Annotated in this window: 13 protein-coding genes; all 13 read left to right on the top strand. The window is 48.9% G+C overall.

Going from position 1 to position 16,498, the window contains the following annotated elements:
- The first annotated feature begins 5 nt into the window (after nucleotides 1–5).
- Nucleotides 6–1,160 (top strand): non-hydrolyzing UDP-N-acetylglucosamine 2-epimerase, encoded by a 1,155-nt coding sequence (wecB, locus tag ACKTSG_RS00980; protein WP_407891060.1) that lies wholly within the window; start codon nucleotides 6–8, stop codon nucleotides 1,158–1,160.
- Between the two features lie 49 nt (nucleotides 1,161–1,209).
- Nucleotides 1,210–1,365 carry a hypothetical protein gene (locus ACKTSG_RS00975; RefSeq protein ID WP_407891059.1) on the top strand — a complete coding sequence of 52 codons (156 nt, stop codon included), beginning with the start codon at nucleotides 1,210–1,212 and terminating at the stop codon, nucleotides 1,363–1,365.
- A gap of 135 nt (nucleotides 1,366–1,500) precedes the next feature.
- Nucleotides 1,501–2,256, top strand: coding sequence for an undecaprenyl pyrophosphate synthase (gene uppS, locus ACKTSG_RS00970; RefSeq protein ID WP_407891159.1), 756 nt, complete (start codon nucleotides 1,501–1,503; stop codon nucleotides 2,254–2,256).
- Between the two features lie 40 nt (nucleotides 2,257–2,296).
- Nucleotides 2,297–3,085: a phosphatidate cytidylyltransferase gene (locus tag ACKTSG_RS00965; protein ID WP_407891057.1), complete on the top strand. Its 789-nt coding sequence runs from the start codon at nucleotides 2,297–2,299 to the stop codon at nucleotides 3,083–3,085.
- Between the two features lie 13 nt (nucleotides 3,086–3,098).
- Entirely contained in the window at nucleotides 3,099–4,340 is a 1,242-nt protein-coding gene (rseP, locus tag ACKTSG_RS00960; RefSeq protein ID WP_407891055.1) for an RIP metalloprotease RseP, read from the top strand.
- A gap of 28 nt (nucleotides 4,341–4,368) precedes the next feature.
- A complete protein-coding gene (locus ACKTSG_RS00955; protein WP_407891053.1) occupies nucleotides 4,369–6,078 on the top strand; it encodes a proline--tRNA ligase in 1,710 nt (569 codons plus the stop codon).
- A gap of 252 nt (nucleotides 6,079–6,330) precedes the next feature.
- Nucleotides 6,331–10,671: a PolC-type DNA polymerase III gene (locus tag ACKTSG_RS00950; protein ID WP_407891051.1), complete on the top strand. Its 4,341-nt coding sequence runs from the start codon at nucleotides 6,331–6,333 to the stop codon at nucleotides 10,669–10,671.
- A gap of 232 nt (nucleotides 10,672–10,903) precedes the next feature.
- Nucleotides 10,904–11,377 carry a ribosome maturation factor RimP gene (gene rimP / locus ACKTSG_RS00945; protein ID WP_125706820.1) on the top strand — a complete coding sequence of 158 codons (474 nt, stop codon included), beginning with the start codon at nucleotides 10,904–10,906 and terminating at the stop codon, nucleotides 11,375–11,377.
- Between the two features lie 22 nt (nucleotides 11,378–11,399).
- Entirely contained in the window at nucleotides 11,400–12,572 is a 1,173-nt protein-coding gene (nusA, locus tag ACKTSG_RS00940) for a transcription termination factor NusA (protein WP_407891049.1), read from the top strand.
- Nucleotides 12,573–12,581: 9 nt separating this feature from the next.
- Nucleotides 12,582–12,887, top strand: a complete 306-nt coding sequence (gene rnpM, locus ACKTSG_RS00935; protein ID WP_407891047.1) for an RNase P modulator RnpM — start codon at nucleotides 12,582–12,584, stop codon at nucleotides 12,885–12,887.
- Entirely contained in the window at nucleotides 12,884–13,186 is a 303-nt protein-coding gene (locus tag ACKTSG_RS00930) for a YlxQ-related RNA-binding protein (RefSeq protein ID WP_407891045.1), read from the top strand. The genes rnpM and ACKTSG_RS00930 overlap by 4 nt, the downstream gene beginning before the upstream one ends.
- A 22-nt stretch (nucleotides 13,187–13,208) precedes the next feature.
- On the top strand, nucleotides 13,209–16,040 hold the full coding sequence (gene infB / locus ACKTSG_RS00925) for a translation initiation factor IF-2 (protein ID WP_407891043.1): 2,832 nt from the start codon (nucleotides 13,209–13,211) through the stop codon (nucleotides 16,038–16,040).
- Nucleotides 16,041–16,102: 62 nt separating this feature from the next.
- The gene (gene rbfA, locus ACKTSG_RS00920; RefSeq protein ID WP_407891041.1) at nucleotides 16,103–16,450 is read left to right on the top strand and encodes a 30S ribosome-binding factor RbfA; all 348 of its coding nucleotides are present in this window, start codon (nucleotides 16,103–16,105) and stop codon (nucleotides 16,448–16,450) included.
- The last annotated feature ends 48 nt before the right edge of the window (nucleotides 16,451–16,498 follow it).

Here is a 16,498-nt window from a genome sequence, read left to right as displayed (position 1 = left end):
TCTTCATGAAAAAAATTCACGTGATGACAGTTTTTGGCACGCGCCCTGAAGCCATTAAAATGGCGCCAGTGGTGCTGGCCCTGCAACAACGCGCAGCGTTTGAATCAACGTGCGTGGTGACTGCGCAACATCGGCAAATGCTGGATCAAGTGTTAGCAATCTTTGGAATCCAGCCAGACTATGATCTGAATGTGATGCAACCCAAGCAAACTTTGGATGGGCTGACGGCCAAGGTGTTGACCAAACTTGCCCCGATCATGGCACAAGTGCGACCAGATATCGTCTTGGTGCATGGTGATACCACCACGACGCTAGCGGCGGCGCTGTCGGCTTTTTATCATCAATTGCCGATCGGACATGTTGAAGCAGGGTTGCGCACGTGGCAAAAATACAGCCCGTTTCCAGAAGAAATGAATCGGCAAATGACCGATGATCTAGCAGACCTATATTTTGCGCCGACGCCGGCAACCAAAGCGAACCTGTTGCAAGAACACCACCAAGATGCGCACATTTTTGTGACGGGCAATACAGCCATTGATGCGTTAAAGCAAACCGTTGACCCGCATTATCATCATGCGGTGTTGACCCAACTTGATGTCAACCAGCGCATGATCTTAGTGACGATGCATCGCCGTGAAAATCAAGGCGAGCCGATGCGGCGGGTATTTGAAGCCATGAAGCAAGTGGTGGATGCCCAAGAAAATGTGCAGATCGTTTACCCAGTGCATTTAAATCCCGTGGTGCAACAAGCAGCGCGGGCAATTTTTGGAGATGATCCACGGATCCATTTGATCGCGCCATTGGATGTGGTGGATTTTCATAATTTGGCTGCGCGCAGTTATTTCATCATGACTGATTCTGGTGGGGTGCAAGAAGAAGCACCGGCTTTAGGCAAGCCGGTGTTGGTGTTACGCGATACCACTGAGCGGCCAGAAGGGGTGAAAGCAGGCACGTTGAAGTTAGTTGGCACTGATCCTAACCGCGTCAAAGCCGCGATGATGACTTTGTTGACTGACCCTAAGGCTTATCAAGCCATGGCGCAAGCGCCAAATCCTTACGGGGATGGTCATGCCACTGAACGGATCTTGCAAGCCATCCAAAGTTATTTTGATCCGACGATGCCGCCGCCAGCAGAATTTTCAGTGGCTGCTAAGGCTTGACCCAAGTTTTGAGAAAGCGGATAATTACCGTTATGAAAAGAGGGTCAACATGGCATCGATCATTGAGTTAGCAGCGCTTGCCATTGGCGCGTTTTTGTTAGGCACCAGCACTCGCGGGAAGTTTGCCAAATCCAAGTTACGGTTTGTCCAAATCGGTTTAGGCGTGGCTTTTGTGGCGTTGGGCCTATTAATGGCATTACATTAGCGGTTGGGATCTTGGTCCGAACCGTTTTTATTTTGCCGACAAACGACATCTGGCATGAATTTTTAGGTGGAAGCTACAAGCGGTGGGGTTTTTCTGCTACAATCAGTAAGAATGGCTAACGCCGTATAAGGAGGCATCCATCTGTTGGCAAAACCAAACCTGCCAGAACTTGATCCCGCACGGATCCCACAACATGTCGCCATTATCATGGATGGTAATGGTCGCTGGGCGAAAAAGCGCTTCTTACCGCGCATCGCTGGGCATAAACAAGGCATGGAAGTGGTTAAAACCATTACCAAAGCTGCCAGTCATCTTGGCATCAAAGTCTTGACCTTGTATGCTTTTTCCACGGAGAATTGGAAACGCCCAGACAGTGAAGTGAACTACTTAATGAAGCTGCCAGTCGATTTCTTTAACACCTTCGTACCGGAATTGATCAAAGAAAATGTGCAAGTACGCGTGATGGGCGAGCTTGATGCTTTGCCTGCGCATACCCGCAAAGCCGCCGCTGATGCAGTGGCGGATACGGCGCAAAACACCGGTTTGATCTTAAATTTTGCGCTGAATTATGGCGGCCGTGACGAGATCGTGCAAGCGTTCCAACAAGTTGCCACTTTGGCGCAAGCTGGGCACATCGACCCAGCTGAGATCACTGCCGATACCGTCAGTGCGCATTTGATGACTGCCGGTCTTGGCCAGTTGGCTGATCCTGATTTGCTGATTCGCACCAGCGGCGAAGAGCGGATCTCCAATTTCTTGTTGTGGCAACTGGCGTATTCGGAAATGGTTTTTACCGATACTTTGTGGCCGGACTTTACCGAAGCTACCTTGAAGCAAGCGATCGCTGACTATCAAAGTCGCGATCGGCGTTTTGGTGGCTTATCCAAATAAACCTGGGTCCCAAGCGGATCATATGGAGGCATGTAATTTTATGAAACAACGTGTTATCACCGCGGTTGTCGCGCTGATCATTTTTATCCCAATTCTTGTGGCTGGGGGCATTTGGATTGAAGTCGCCGCTGCCGCCTTGGCCCTAGTGGCTTTGTCTGAAGTGTTCATCATGAGAAAACGCATCATTATGTCAGCAGATTTCTTGTTTGCAGGCATCGGGGTGTTGCTGGTGGTATTTCCAGATAGCTACTTCAAGTGGTTGCCAGCACATCTTGGCCGGTTGGATCTGATCTACTTGGCCGTGGCGTGCTTGCTACTGGTAACAGTGGCCACTAAAAACCGCACCAGTTTTGATGATGTGGCAGTTTCAACGTTAGCCTTGTTTTACATCGGGACGGGTTTTCACAACTTGATCACCGTGCGCAATGGTGCTGGGTTGGATACGTTGCTGTTTGCGATGTTGATCGTTTGGTTGACGGATTCTGGCGCTTATATGGTCGGGCGCAAGCTTGGCAAACATAAATTATGGCCTGCCATTTCCCCGAACAAAACTTGGGAAGGTTCTATTGGCGGCAATGTCGTCGCCTTGATTTTTGCGGCGATCTACTTACATTTCTTCCCCCAATTTTATGGCTTTTGGACGATGATGGCCATCGCTTTGTTCTTGTCTGTGGTCGGGCAACTCGGCGATCTCGTCGAATCGGCTTTGAAGCGGTATTATGGCGTGAAAGATTCTGGTAAGATCTTGCCAGGTCACGGCGGGATCTTGGATCGGTTCGATTCGATGTTGTTGGTTTTCCCCATGTTGCATTTATTGGGGATCGTTTAATTTGGAGGGCACTATGACGACCATCCTGGCATTTATCGTTGTTTTCGTCATTTTGGTGTTGGTGCATGAGTTTGGCCATTATTGGTTTGCCAAACGCTCTGGCATTTTAGTGCGGGAATTTTCGATCGGCATGGGACCCAAATTAGTCGCGTGGCGCAAAAATAACACGACATACACCTTGCGTTTGTTGCCATTAGGCGGCTACGTCCGCATGGCTGGCTGGCAAGATGAAGAAGACGACATCAAACCAGGCACTCAGTTGACGTTGACCTTGAATGATGCGGGTGTGGTCACGCGCATCAACACTTCCAATAAAGTCACTTTATCCGGCGGTATCGCAGTGCAAGTGGATCATTTGGATCTGCGAGAAGCGCTGACGATCTCTGGTTATGAATACGGCGACGACACGACGTTAAAGACTTGGTCAGTGGACCATGATGCCACGATCATTGAAGCTGACGGCACTGAAGTCGTGATCGCGCCCAATGACGTCCAATTTCAAAATGCGCCAGTGTTGAAGCGGTTATTGGTGAATTTCGCTGGTCCGATGAATAATTTCATTTTGGCGATTTTAGCGTTTATTTTGGTCGGCTTTTTGGCTGGGGTGCCACAACTGAACACCAATCAAATCGGTGACGTGCAAGCAGGCTCGCCTGCCGCGCGTGCTGGGTTGGTCAGCGGCGCCAAGATCCAAACCATCAACAAGACCCCCATCAGCAGTTTTGAAGACTTGCAACAAGCCGTCACCAAACATAAAGGCGGCCCGCTGACGGTGGTGGCCAAACAACAAGGTACCACCAAACACTTGACGATCACCCCCACCAAAAAAGGGTTGATCGGCGTGACCACTTATATGGATAAGTCTGCTAAAGCCGCGATCCCATATGGGTTTACGCAAAGTTGGTCGTTGGCGACGCGGATCTTGACCGTGTTGAAGTCGTTGATCACCGGGCATTTCTCGTTGAATAAGTTGGCTGGACCAGTGGGTATTTATACCATGACCAGCTCGGCGGCAGCAGGAGGGATCAATTCGCTGGTATTTTTCTTGGCGTATCTGTCCTTGAACTTAGGGATCATGAACCTGATCCCGATCCCTGTGCTAGACGGTGGCAAGATCTTATTGAATTTCGTTGAGATCATTCGCCGCAAGCCGCTTTCACGTGACAAAGAAGGCATCGTGACCATGATCGGTGCTGGGTTGATGGTGCTGCTGTTAGTGGCAGTCACGATCAATGATATTTTGCGCCAGTTTTAAGCTGGCAAACTAATTTGGAGGCAAATCCTTGAAACAATCTCGCATGTTTATCCCCACAGTTAAAGAAGCACCGACTGACGCAGTGGCGCTGTCCCACAAAATGATGATCCGCTCTGGCTTTGTGCGCCAGGTATCAGCTGGGGTCTATGCATACTTGCCATTGGCAGAACGCGTTTTGCAAAACATCGACAACATTATCGATGATGAAATGCAAAAAATCGATGCGGTTAAAATGCGTATGCCAAGCATTTTACCGGCAGAACTTTGGGAACAATCCGGCCGTTATGAAACTTACGGACCCAATTTATTTAAGTTTAAAGATCGCCATAACCGCGACTTTATCTTAGGGCCAACGCATGAAGAAACCTTTACCGATACGGTAAAAAATGCGGTGAACTCTTATAAAAAAATGCCTTTGGTGTTATACCAGATCCAATCCAAGTTCCGTGATGAAGATCGCCCGCGTTATGGCGTGTTGCGTGGCCGCGAATTTATTATGAAAGATGCCTATTCATTTACGGCGACTGAAGCGGATCTGGATGTGGTTTACAAGCAAATGGAAAAGGCCTACACCAACATTTTCAACCGGGTGGGCTTAGATTTCCGGACGATCATCGGTGACGGTGGTGCCATGGGTGGCAAAGATTCCAAAGAATTCTCTGCAGTTGCGCCAATTGGCGAAGATACCATTGTGTACTCCGATGCGTCAGATTATGCCGCCAACTTGGAAATGGCCACCAGCATGGTGATGCCTCAACCGAGCCATGCCGAAGCGAAGCCTTTGGAAACAGTTGAAACTGGTGCTGCTAAAACCATCGACGAAGTGAGCGCCAAGCTCAACGTGCCGGCGACGCAACTGATCAAATCCGTGCTATTCATCGCTGATGAAAAGCCGGTATTGGCCTTGGTTCGCGGCGATTATGAAGTCAACGATGTCAAGTTGAAGAACTTGTTAGGCGCCGATTTCTTAGATATGGCCACCCCAGAACAAGTGCAAGCAGCGATGCATTGTGCCATTGGCAACGTTGGCCCTGTTGGCGTTGATGACGACGTGCAAGTGATCGCAGATAACTCCTTGAAAGGCTTAGCCAACCTAGTTGCCGGTGCTAACGCTGAAGGCAAGCACTTGGTCAATGTCAACTTGGATCGTGACTTTACGCCAGCACAATTTGCAGACATCCGCTTTGTGACTGAAGGCGAAGTGTCACCAGATGGCCAAGGCGTCTTGCATTTCACTCGCGGCATTGAGATCGGCCACATTTTCAAGTTAGGGACGCGCTATTCCAAAGCCATGGGGGCTGATTTCTTAGATGAAAACGGCCGCGCCCAACCGATCATCATGGGGTCTTATGGTATCGGGGTGTCACGTTTATTGTCTGCTGTCGCCGAACAACAAGCTGACGAACACGGCTTGGTATGGCCAAAGAATATTGCGCCATTTGACGTGCATGTGATCCCAGTCAATGTGAAAAAAGCCGAACAAAAAGACTTAGCCGAAGCCATTACCAATGATCTGCAAGCAGCTGGGTACCAAGTGTTGTTGGATGATCGCAATGAACGCGCTGGCGTTAAGTTTGCCGATTCTGATCTGATCGGTTTGCCGATCCGCATCACTGTGGGTAAAAAGGCTGAAGACGATATCGTCGAATTGAAGTTGCGCAAAACCGGCGAAACGCTTGAAGTCAAGCAAGCCGAACTGATCAACTCCTTGCATATTTTGCTCGACCAATTGAATTAATGGCCAGAAACTGATTTCGTTTCAGGCAATCTCGAAGCGCTTTTGTCCCTTGATCTTTCTTTGGATCGCTGGGCAAAGGCGTTTTGTGTGTCTGGGCTTGATGATGGCGTGACAGTAGGCTCTCGCTTTAATTGCGGCGAATTTTTTCACGCAATTGTCACTTCAAGAACGCTTGTGACCACACAAAAAAACAGTTAAGCTAGATGCATGACAAAATTCTGCGCTGTGGCGTAGAAGAAAGGTGGCCGTTTTTTGGCTTTATCCAAACACGAAATGTTTATGAAGTTGCTGGAACAACTGCAACTTCCCCAAGATCTCGCCAACTATCCTGGCTTTGCTGAAGCGACGATCGACCAAGTGGCAGTGCATACCAAATCCAAACACTACCATTTCACGATCGAGGTGCCGACGATTTTACCAGTGGCGGTGTTTACGCCTTTTGAACAACATTTGCAAGCGGCGTTTAAAGACATTGCCAGTGTCGGGTTATCGATCAAGGCCAAAGATCCGCGCTTTGATCAAGCCTTGCTGTCTGGTTATTGGGCGCATGTGGTGAAAAATGCGGGGATCCAGTCCAGCTTGGTTTACGAATTGTGTACCAAACAAGAACCCAAACTTGAAGACGGGCGCGTCAGCTTACTAGCAGAAAATGAGCCAGTGCGCCAATTTTTGGTCAATCAAGGGCTAGGTAAGCTTGAAGCGGCCTATCAGCAAGTGGGTTTTCAAACCTTACATTTAAATGCTGATGTCGACGAAGCCAAAGCCAACGCCCAAATCGAAGCTTTCAAAGCCCAAAAGGCGCAAGAAACTGCCGAATTGGCCAAAAAAGCTGCCGCAGTGGTGCAACAGCGTCAACAAGCGCAAGCTGCTGACCCCAACGCTGGTAGTGGCCCGATCACTTTAGGCCGTGGGATCAAATCCAGTGACGAACCTCAGCAAATGGTATCGATCACTGAAGAAGAACGCTCGGTGACCGTTGAAGGTTATGTGTTTGACGTGGAAGTGCGCGAACTGCGCTCTAAACGCAAGCTCTTGATCTTTAAGTTGACGGATTACACGTCAAGTTTCATTGCCAAGAAATTCTCCAACAATGCCGACGACGAAGCAATGTTTGATCGCATCCAAGCAGGAATGTGGTTGCGCGTGCGCGGCAGTGTGCAAGAAGATAACTTTTCGCGTGAATTGACCATCATGGCCCAAGACGTGCAAGAAGTGAAGCATCCCTTGCCGCAAGACGATGTTGAAGGCGACAAGCGCATCGAATTGCATTTGCACACCAACATGTCGACGATGGATGGGATGACGTCGATTTCCGATTATGTCAAACGTGCCAAAAAGTGGGGCCACACCGCCATTGCTGTCACCGACCATGCCGGGTTGCAAGCTTACCCTGAAGCCCATACTGCCGCAGCTAAAGCCGACATGAAAATGATCTATGGTGTGGAAGTCAATTTAGTCGATGATGGTACCCCAGTGGCTTATCATGCTGATGAAGCGCGTGATTTAGCGTCGGCGACTTATGTGGTGTTTGATATTGAAACCACTGGGCTGTCAGCGGTTTATGATAAGATCATTGAAATCGCCGCAGTGAAAATGCAAGCTGGTAAAGTGATCGATGAGTTTGAAGAATTGATCGATCCGGGTTTCCCATTGTCAGAATTTACGATCAATTTGACGCATATCACTGATGACATGGTGCACGGTTCTAAAACCGAAGCACAAGTGTTGGCCTTATTTCGGGAATTTTGTGATGGCAGTATCATGGTCGGGCATAACGTGACTTTTGATGTGGGCTTTATCAATGCAGGCTACCGGCGTTTAAAGCAAGCTGACATTCAAAATCCAGTGGTCGATACTTTGGAATTGTCGCGGATGCTACATCCAGAACGCAAAAACCACAAACTGGATACCTTGACCAAAGCTTACAAAATCGCCTTGGAAAATCATCACCGCGCCAACGCCGATTCTGAAGCCACTGGGTATTTGTTGTACGCTTTGGAAAAAGAAGCCGCGAAACGATACGACATCACGACCTTAGATCAACTTAACTCGCGCGTTGGTGCCGGCGATGCCTGGAAGCAAAGTCGCCCAAGCCATGCTGTGATCTTGGCCAAGACCCAAGCGGGATTGAAGAACTTGTTCAAATTGGTGTCGATGTCTAACGTCGAAACCTATTACCGCATGCCGCGAGTACCGCGTTCGCGTTTGCAAAAACTGCGCGAAGGCTTAGTGGTCGGGTCAGCTTGTGCCAGTGGTGAAGTTTTTACCGCCATGATGCAAAAAGGTTACGCTGAAGCTGAAAAAAAAGCCAAGTTTTATGATTATTTGGAAGTGCAGCCACTGGATAACTACTTGCCATTAAAAGAAGCAGAGTTAGTCAAAGGCGATGCTCATTTAAAAGACATCATCACCAATATCATTAAAATCGGTGCGGCTCAAAATAAACCGGTGGTCGCCACTGGGGATGCGCATTACTTAGATCAAACTGATGCGATCTATCGCAAGATCTTGATCCATTCCCAAGGTGGCGCTAATCCGCTAAATCGCCACAGCTTGCCTGATGTGCATTTCCGCTCCACTAAAGAAATGCTGGACGCCTTCAGCTGGCTGCCAGAAACGCAAGCCCACCAAATCGTGGTTGACAATACGCATGTGGTCGCAGATTGGATCGATGACGACATCACGCCAGTCAAAACCAAACTCTACACGCCAGATATTCCTGGCGTGAAGGAAAACTTGACCAAAGACGTGATGGACACGGCCCATGCGCTATATGGGGACCCGCTTCCGGAAATTGTTTCCGCCCGTTTGGACAAAGAGCTCAAATCGATCATTGGTAACGGATTTGCGGTGATTTATAACATTGCCCAACAATTGGTATTAAAATCCAACAAAGATGGTTACTTGGTTGGTTCTCGTGGATCTGTGGGGTCCAGTTTAGCTGCGACAATGTCAGGCATCACCGAGATCAACCCATTGCCGCCACATTATCGCTGCCCGAAGTGCCAATATTCTGAATTCTTCACCAAAGGCGAATATGGGTCTGGGTTTGATTTGCCAGATAAAAATTGCCCCAAGTGTGGGACTGAATTAGTCAAAGACGGCCAAGATATTCCTTTTGAAACCTTCTTAGGGTTTAAAGGGGATAAAGTGCCTGATATCGATTTGAATTTCTCTGGGGATTATCAAGCAGTTGCGCACAACTACATCAAAGTGTTATTTGGTGAAGATCACGCCTTTCGGGCTGGGACGATCGGCACAGTGGCGGATAAAACTGCTTATGGCTACGTCAAAGCTTATGAACGCGACACTGGGCAAATGATGCGCGGCGCTGAGATCGATCGCTTGGCCAAAGGCGCCACTGGCGTCAAGCGCACCACCGGTCAGCATCCAGCTGGGATCTTGATCGTGCCGGCAGATATGGATATTTACGACTTTTCGCCGATCCAATATCCTGCCGATGATCAAAATGCCGCCTGGAAAACCACTCACTTTGATTTTCATTCGATCCATGACAACATTTTAAAAATGGATGTTTTAGGCCATGATGATCCGACGATGATCCGGATGTTGCAAGATCTTTCTGGCGTTGAGCCAAAATCGATCCCAATGGATGATCCTGGCGTGATGTCGTTATTTTCCAGCACCGAAGCGTTAGGCGTCACGCCGGAGCAGATCGGTTCAAAAACTGGGACGCTAGGCGTGCCAGAATTTGGGACCCGGTTTGTGCGCGGAATGCTTGAAGAAACGCATCCCAAGCATTTCTCTGAGTTGCTACAGATCTCTGGGTTGTCTCATGGGACAGATGTGTGGTTAGGCAATGCCGAAGAATTGATCCAAAACAAAGTCGTTACCATCAAAGAAGTGATCGGCTGTCGGGACAACATCATGATGGACTTGATCCATTGGGGCATGGATGACTCAATGGCCTTCAACATCATGGAACACGTCAGAAAAGGGCGTGGGATCCCTGATGAATGGCAACAAGCCATGCGCGACAATGAATCGGTGCCAGATTGGTATATCGATTCTTGCTTGAAGATAAAATACATGTTCCCTAAAGCCCATGCCGCCGCTTATGACTTAATGGGGTTGCGGATCGCGTGGTTCAAAGTCTATTTCCCATTGGTTTATTACGCGTCATACTTCTCAGTGCGAGCTGAAGACTTCGATCTGGCGGCAATGAGTCATGGCAAAGATGCGGTGAAAGCTGCGATCAAAGAAATCAGCGACAAAGGCATGGAAGCATCGGCCAAAGAAAAGAACCTGCAAACGATCTTGGAAATCGCCAATGAGTGCATCGAGCGTGGTTTCAAGATCCAAATGGTGGATATCGATAAGTCTGATGCGCATGACTTTTTGATCGTGGATGACCACACGTTGTTGGCGCCATTTCGGGCAGTGCCAGGATTAGGCGATAACGTGGCCAAACAAATCGTGTCGGCGCGTGAAGAAAAGCCTTTCTTATCTAAAGAAGACTTGGCGACGCGAGGCAAAGTGTCAAAGACTTTGATCGATTACATGACCGAAAATCATGTTTTGGATCACTTGCCAGATGAAAACCAGCTTTCCTTATTTGACGGGCTGTTTTAGTCGCTACGGAGCAGTGGTTGACGCGCGAAGCGGCGCGGATCGCGCCAAATGATCACGAAGTTGCAACCGGCAACAAATGGTGTCAAGTTTTTCAATTGACACAACAGTTGCAATGACTGGTTTCATGTGGTAAATTAATTGTAGTAATTATGATGTCGGCGGGGAGTGAGCAGCGATGCTCACTCTTTTTCATGGACGATGTCAACTCCAATACAAGTTAAGGGGGGGAAGTATGAGTACAGTTGTCGAAACCGTGTCTGCGATCGTGAATCCGATTTTGGCTGACAACGGCTTTTATCTCAGTGACATTGAATTCGTCAAAGAAGGCGGCAGTTGGTATTTGCGCGTTTACGTCGACAAAACTGGCGGCATTTCACTGAATGAATGCGTGTTGGTATCTGAGGCGCTTTCTGAAAAGCTCGACGCCATGGATCCCGATCCGATCCCGCAAGCTTATTTTTTGGAGGTCTCAAGCCCTGGTGCCGAGCGTCCTTTAAAAAACGAGCAAGATTATCAAAATGCAGTGGGCGATTATATTCACATTTCACTGTTTTCCAAAGTTAATGGCAAGAAAGTTTATGAAGGCACCCTTAAATCACTCGATGCCGACACATTGACTTTGACGCTCAAGGACAAGGCGCGCAAATTCGATCAAGAATTCCAGCGTAGTGCCATCGCCAAGGCGCGCTTAGCCATCGAGTTTTAATCTGTAGAAAAGGAAGATCAGTATGTCAAAGGAAATGATTGAGGCGCTTGACGCCTTAGAGCAAGAAAAAGGCGTGAAGAAAGCCATCGTGATCGACGCGCTGGAACAAGCCTTGGCCAGTGCTTATAAGCGCAACTACAACCAAGCGCAAAACGTGGAAGTGACGTTTGACCAAGATCGCGGTGACATTCATGTTTATGCCGTCAAGGAAGTCACTGAAGAAGTGTTTGATTCTCGCTTGGAAGTTAGCTTAAAAGATGCCTTGCAGATCAACCGTGCTTATGAGATCGGCGACGAGATCCGCTTTGAAGTAACGCCAAAAGACTTTGGTCGCATTGCCGCGCAAACTGCCAAGCAAGTGATCATGCAACGCGTGCGGGAAGCCGAACGTAGCATCGTATATGATGAATATTCTCAATATGAAGAAGAAATCATGTCTGGTGTGGTCGAACGCCGGGATAACAAGTTCATTTACGTCAACTTAGGCAAGATCGAAGCCGTGTTAGGCAAGCAAGATCAAATGCCTAACGAACACTACGAAGCCCATGATCGCATCAAAGTGTATGTGACCAAAGTTGAAAATGCGACCAAAGGCCCGCAAGTGTTCGTGTCTCGAACCAACCCTGGGTTAGTCAAGCGCTTGTTTGAACAAGAAGTGCCAGAAATTTTTGACGGTGTCGTTGAAATTGCTGGCATTGCTCGTGAAGCTGGGGACCGCACCAAAATCGCTGTGAAGTCCAACAACCCAAGTGTTGACCCAGTCGGCACAACAGTTGGTCCTAAAGGCGCGCGGGTGCAAGCAGTCGTTAACGAGTTGTCTGGCGAAAACATGGATGTGGTGCAATATGAAGAAGACCCAGTCGACTATATTGCCAACGCCTTAAACCCGGCTCAAGTCATCGCCGTGCAATTCAACGACGAAGACAACGATCGCTCTTGCACAGTGATCGTGCCTGATTACCAATTGTCTTTGGCCATTGGTAAAAAAGGCCAAAACGCCCGCTTAGCGGCAAAATTGACTGGCTATAAGATCGATATCAAGCCAGAATCTGAAGTTGAATTCGTCGATGATGATGAATTTGCTGAAGATGATCAAGCCGCCGCCCAAACACGAGCGCCAGTTGATGATCAAGCTACCGAAGCCACAACGCCAGAGGCACCAGCTGAAGATGCTTCAACTGATTCAGCAGAATAGGAGGCCATCATGGCAAAAGTTCGCAAGATCCCAATGCGTAAAGATTTGCTGAGTGGTGACATGTTTCCTAAAAAAGAAATGGTCCGCGTGGTGAAAAACGCTGACGGCACTGTTTCTATCGATCCCACCGGCAAAGCGGCAGGACGTGGGGCTTATGTGGCATTACGTCCAGAAGCCATCACTCAAGCCAAAGCCAAAAAAGTGATCGACAAAGCGTTTGATCTGACTGTCGATCCGGCATTTTATGATGAGTTGTTTGCGTACGTGGACCACAAAAAAGCCCGCATGGAACTCTTCGGAGACCAAAGCAAATGACCCCACAACAACAAGCCGCTAACCTTTTAGGCTTAGCGCGCCGTGCTGGCAAGCTCACGATGGGCGAAGGCTTCGTGATCAACGCCATTCGCGATGGCAGTGCCAAATTAGTCATTGTCGCCAGTGATGCCAGTGCCAATACGATTAAATTATTTACTGATAAAAGTAGCTTTTATGAGGTCCCGATCGTTTCGGTGTTCACCAAGTTGGACATCAGCGATGCGATCGGTGCACCGCGCACAGCAGTGGCTGTGCAAGACCAAGGTTTCGCCAAGAAGCTGATAAAGCTGCTCACCTAACTTAAACAGGGAGCGTGAAGAAATGGGCAAAAAACGAGTCTATGAATTTGCCAAAGAAATGAATGTCCCATCAAAAGCTGTCATTGAAGCAGCTGCGAAGGCGGGCATCGAATTTAAAGGTCATCAATCGACCATGGAACCAGCGCAAGAAGCGACATTACGCAAAGCAATGGGCACCAGTAGCCAGTCAGCAACCAAGCCGGCTGCGGCTAAACCTGCAGCGCCTAAAGCCGAAGCCAAGCCAGCTGAAGCCAAACCTGCAGCGCCTAAAGCTGAAGTCAAGCCAGCGCAACCTGCACCTGGTCCGCATCATGCCAGCGTGAAAACCAAAGATGGCAAGACGTTGATCGCCAAGTCGGCTATTCGTCGGCCCCATGCCGCCCAACAGCCAAACCAACGCGGTGGTCAAGCGCGCAACGCCAACCAAAACAGCGCCCGTCCACAAAATGGCAATCGTGACAATAACCGCACGAATAATGCCAATAACCGTTCTAACGACCGCAATGGTCAAAGCAATAACAGCCGGCCAAACAATAACCGCAATCGTGACAACCGTCGCAATGATCGCAATCAACAAACTGGTCCAATGCCACGTGCTGGTCGCGCCACTGCCGCTAACTCACAACCGCGTCCAGTTGCTGGCAATGACGAAAAGTTCATCCAACAATTAAAACAGCAACAAGCTGCTAAAGCCGCTAAGCGTCAACAACAAGAAGCTGCGCAAAAACAAGCGCAACAACCTGCTGCTCACACTAGCCAAGCACGTCCAGCTAATAATGCCCGTCCGAACAACAATGCGCGCCCGGCTGCCAATAACCGTCCTGCACAAAACAGTCGCCCACAAGCGACTGCCAAGCCTGCTGCACCACAGCAAGCAACTTCAGCACCACGGCCAGCGCGCAACCATTTTGAATCGGCACCGCAAGGCAACGACAATAATGGTCGCAACAATAACTTCCGTGGTGGGCGTAACAACGGCCGCAATAACTTCGGCAATGGTTATAACCGTAATAACCGTCGCAACAAGAAAAACAAGCGCCGTCAGCAACAATCTGCACCGAAAAAGCCAATGCCACAGCGTAAAGATCGTCCGTTACCAGAGACCTTGGTTTACACTGTCGGCATGAACGCGCAAGATCTGGGTAAGATCTTGCATCGCGAACCAGCTGAGATCATCAAGAAGTTGTTTATGCTTGGTGTGATGGTCAACCAAAACCAATCTTTGGATAAAGACACCATTGAATTGATCGCCACTGATTATGGCATCGATGCGCAAGAGAAAGTCCAAGAAGATATCACTGACTTGGACAAAGTCTTTGAAGAAGAAACCACTAGCACCGATAACTTGCAATCTCGGCCACCAGTCGTGACCATCATGGGGCACGTTGACCATGGTAAAACGACCTTGCTGGATAAGTTACGTCATACCCATGTCACTGAAGGCGAAGCCGGTGGGATCACCCAGCACATCGGGGCTTACCAAACCCGCTTGAATGATCGCGTCATCACCTTCTTGGATACGCCAGGGCATGCGGCCTTCACTAACATGCGGGCGCGTGGTGCTGATATCACTGATATCATCGTCTTAGTCGTCGCTGCTGATGATGGTGTGATGCCTCAGACCATTGAAGCCATCAACCACGCCCGGGCGGCGAAAGCGCCGATCATCGTGGCCGTCAACAAAATCGATAAGCCAGGTGCTAACCCGCAACATGTCATGGAACAACTCGCAGAATACGAATTGATCCCTGAATCATGGGGTGGCGACACCATTTTCGTTGAAATTTCGGCCAAATACGGCAAAAACATCGACGAATTACTGGAAATGATCTTGTTGGAAGCTGATGTGTTGGAACTCAAAGCCAACCCTGATCAAAAAGCCGTTGGTACGGTGATCGAATCTCGTTTGGATAAAGGTCGCGGCCCAGTTTCCACGGTCTTGGTCCAACAAGGGACGTTGCACATCGGCGATCCTGTGGTTGTCGGCAATACCTATGGCCGTATCCGGACGATGACCAATGATCGTGGTCGTCGGGTCAAAGAAGCCATTCCGGCCATGCCAGTGGAAATCACTGGGTTAAACGACGTGCCACAATCTGCTGATCGCTTTGTCGTTTTTGATGATGAAAAAACGGCGCGTGCAGCTGGTGAAGAACGGGCTAAGCGGGCACTTGACAAAGAACGTCAATCCAATGCCCATGTGACCTTAGACAACTTGTTTGAAACGATGAAGGAAGGTCAACTTAAAGAAGTTGACGTCATCATCAAAGCCGATGTCCAAGGTTCTGTTGAAGCGATCGCCGGTTCATTGAAGAAGATCGAAGTTGAAGGCGTTCGCGTCAACATCATCCATCAAGCCGTTGGGGCGATCAATGAATCTGATGTCACCTTAGCCAGTGCGTCAAATGCCATCATCATCGGCTTTAACGTGCGTCCAACACCACAAGCCAAAGCACAAGCTGACGCTGACGATGTTGATATCCGCTTGCATTCGGTCATTTACAAAGCGATCGACGAAGTGGAAGCGGCGATGAAGGGGATGCTTGACCCGACCTTTGAAGAAAAAGTCACCGGTCAGATCACTGTGCGTGAAACCATCAACGTTTCCAAGATCGGCACCGTTATTGGTGGCTATGTGGATTCTGGCTTCATCAAACGTGATTCGAAAGTCCGCTTGATCCGTGATGGTATCGTGATCCATGAAGGCGAATTGGGCTCCTTGCGTCGTTTCAAAGACGATGTCAAGGAAGTCAAAGCCGGCTTTGAATTTGGGATGACCATTGCCAACTACAACGACGTCAAAGTCGACGATCAAATCGAAGCTTACACCATGGAAGAAGTTCCGGTGAAGTAAGCTTTGATCAACGCAACTCAACGTGATCACGGTCACGTGTTGAACTTAACAAGGAGAAACCTATGAAGCATCGTATTGGTCGGGTAGAAACCCAGATCCAACGTGAGATCGACGACATTTTGTTAAAAGATGTCAACGATCCGCGGGTGCAAGGTGTGACGATCACCGGCATCAAGCTGACCGGCGACCTCCAAGAAGCCACAGTGTACTTCAGCATTCTTTCCGATGACGAAAAGAAGATCGCTGATGCCCAAACTGGCTTAGATAAGGCCACTGGCTTGATCCGCCGAGAAGTCGGCCAACGCATCAAGTTGTTCAAAACGCCTGAGATCAAATTCGAGCAAGATATGTCTGTGGCATATGGCTCTCGGATCGATCAATTATTGGCAGATCTGAAGAAAAAGCAATAACCAGCAAAAAGGGGTAAGCCAGTCATGGCTTACCCCTTTTGTGTGGGA

It is taken from the genome of Lacticaseibacillus salsurae, from assembly GCF_045862175.1.
Lineage (GTDB): Bacteria > Bacillota > Bacilli > Lactobacillales > Lactobacillaceae > Lacticaseibacillus > Lacticaseibacillus salsurae.
This window is presented reverse-complemented; position numbering and strand designations above follow the sequence as displayed.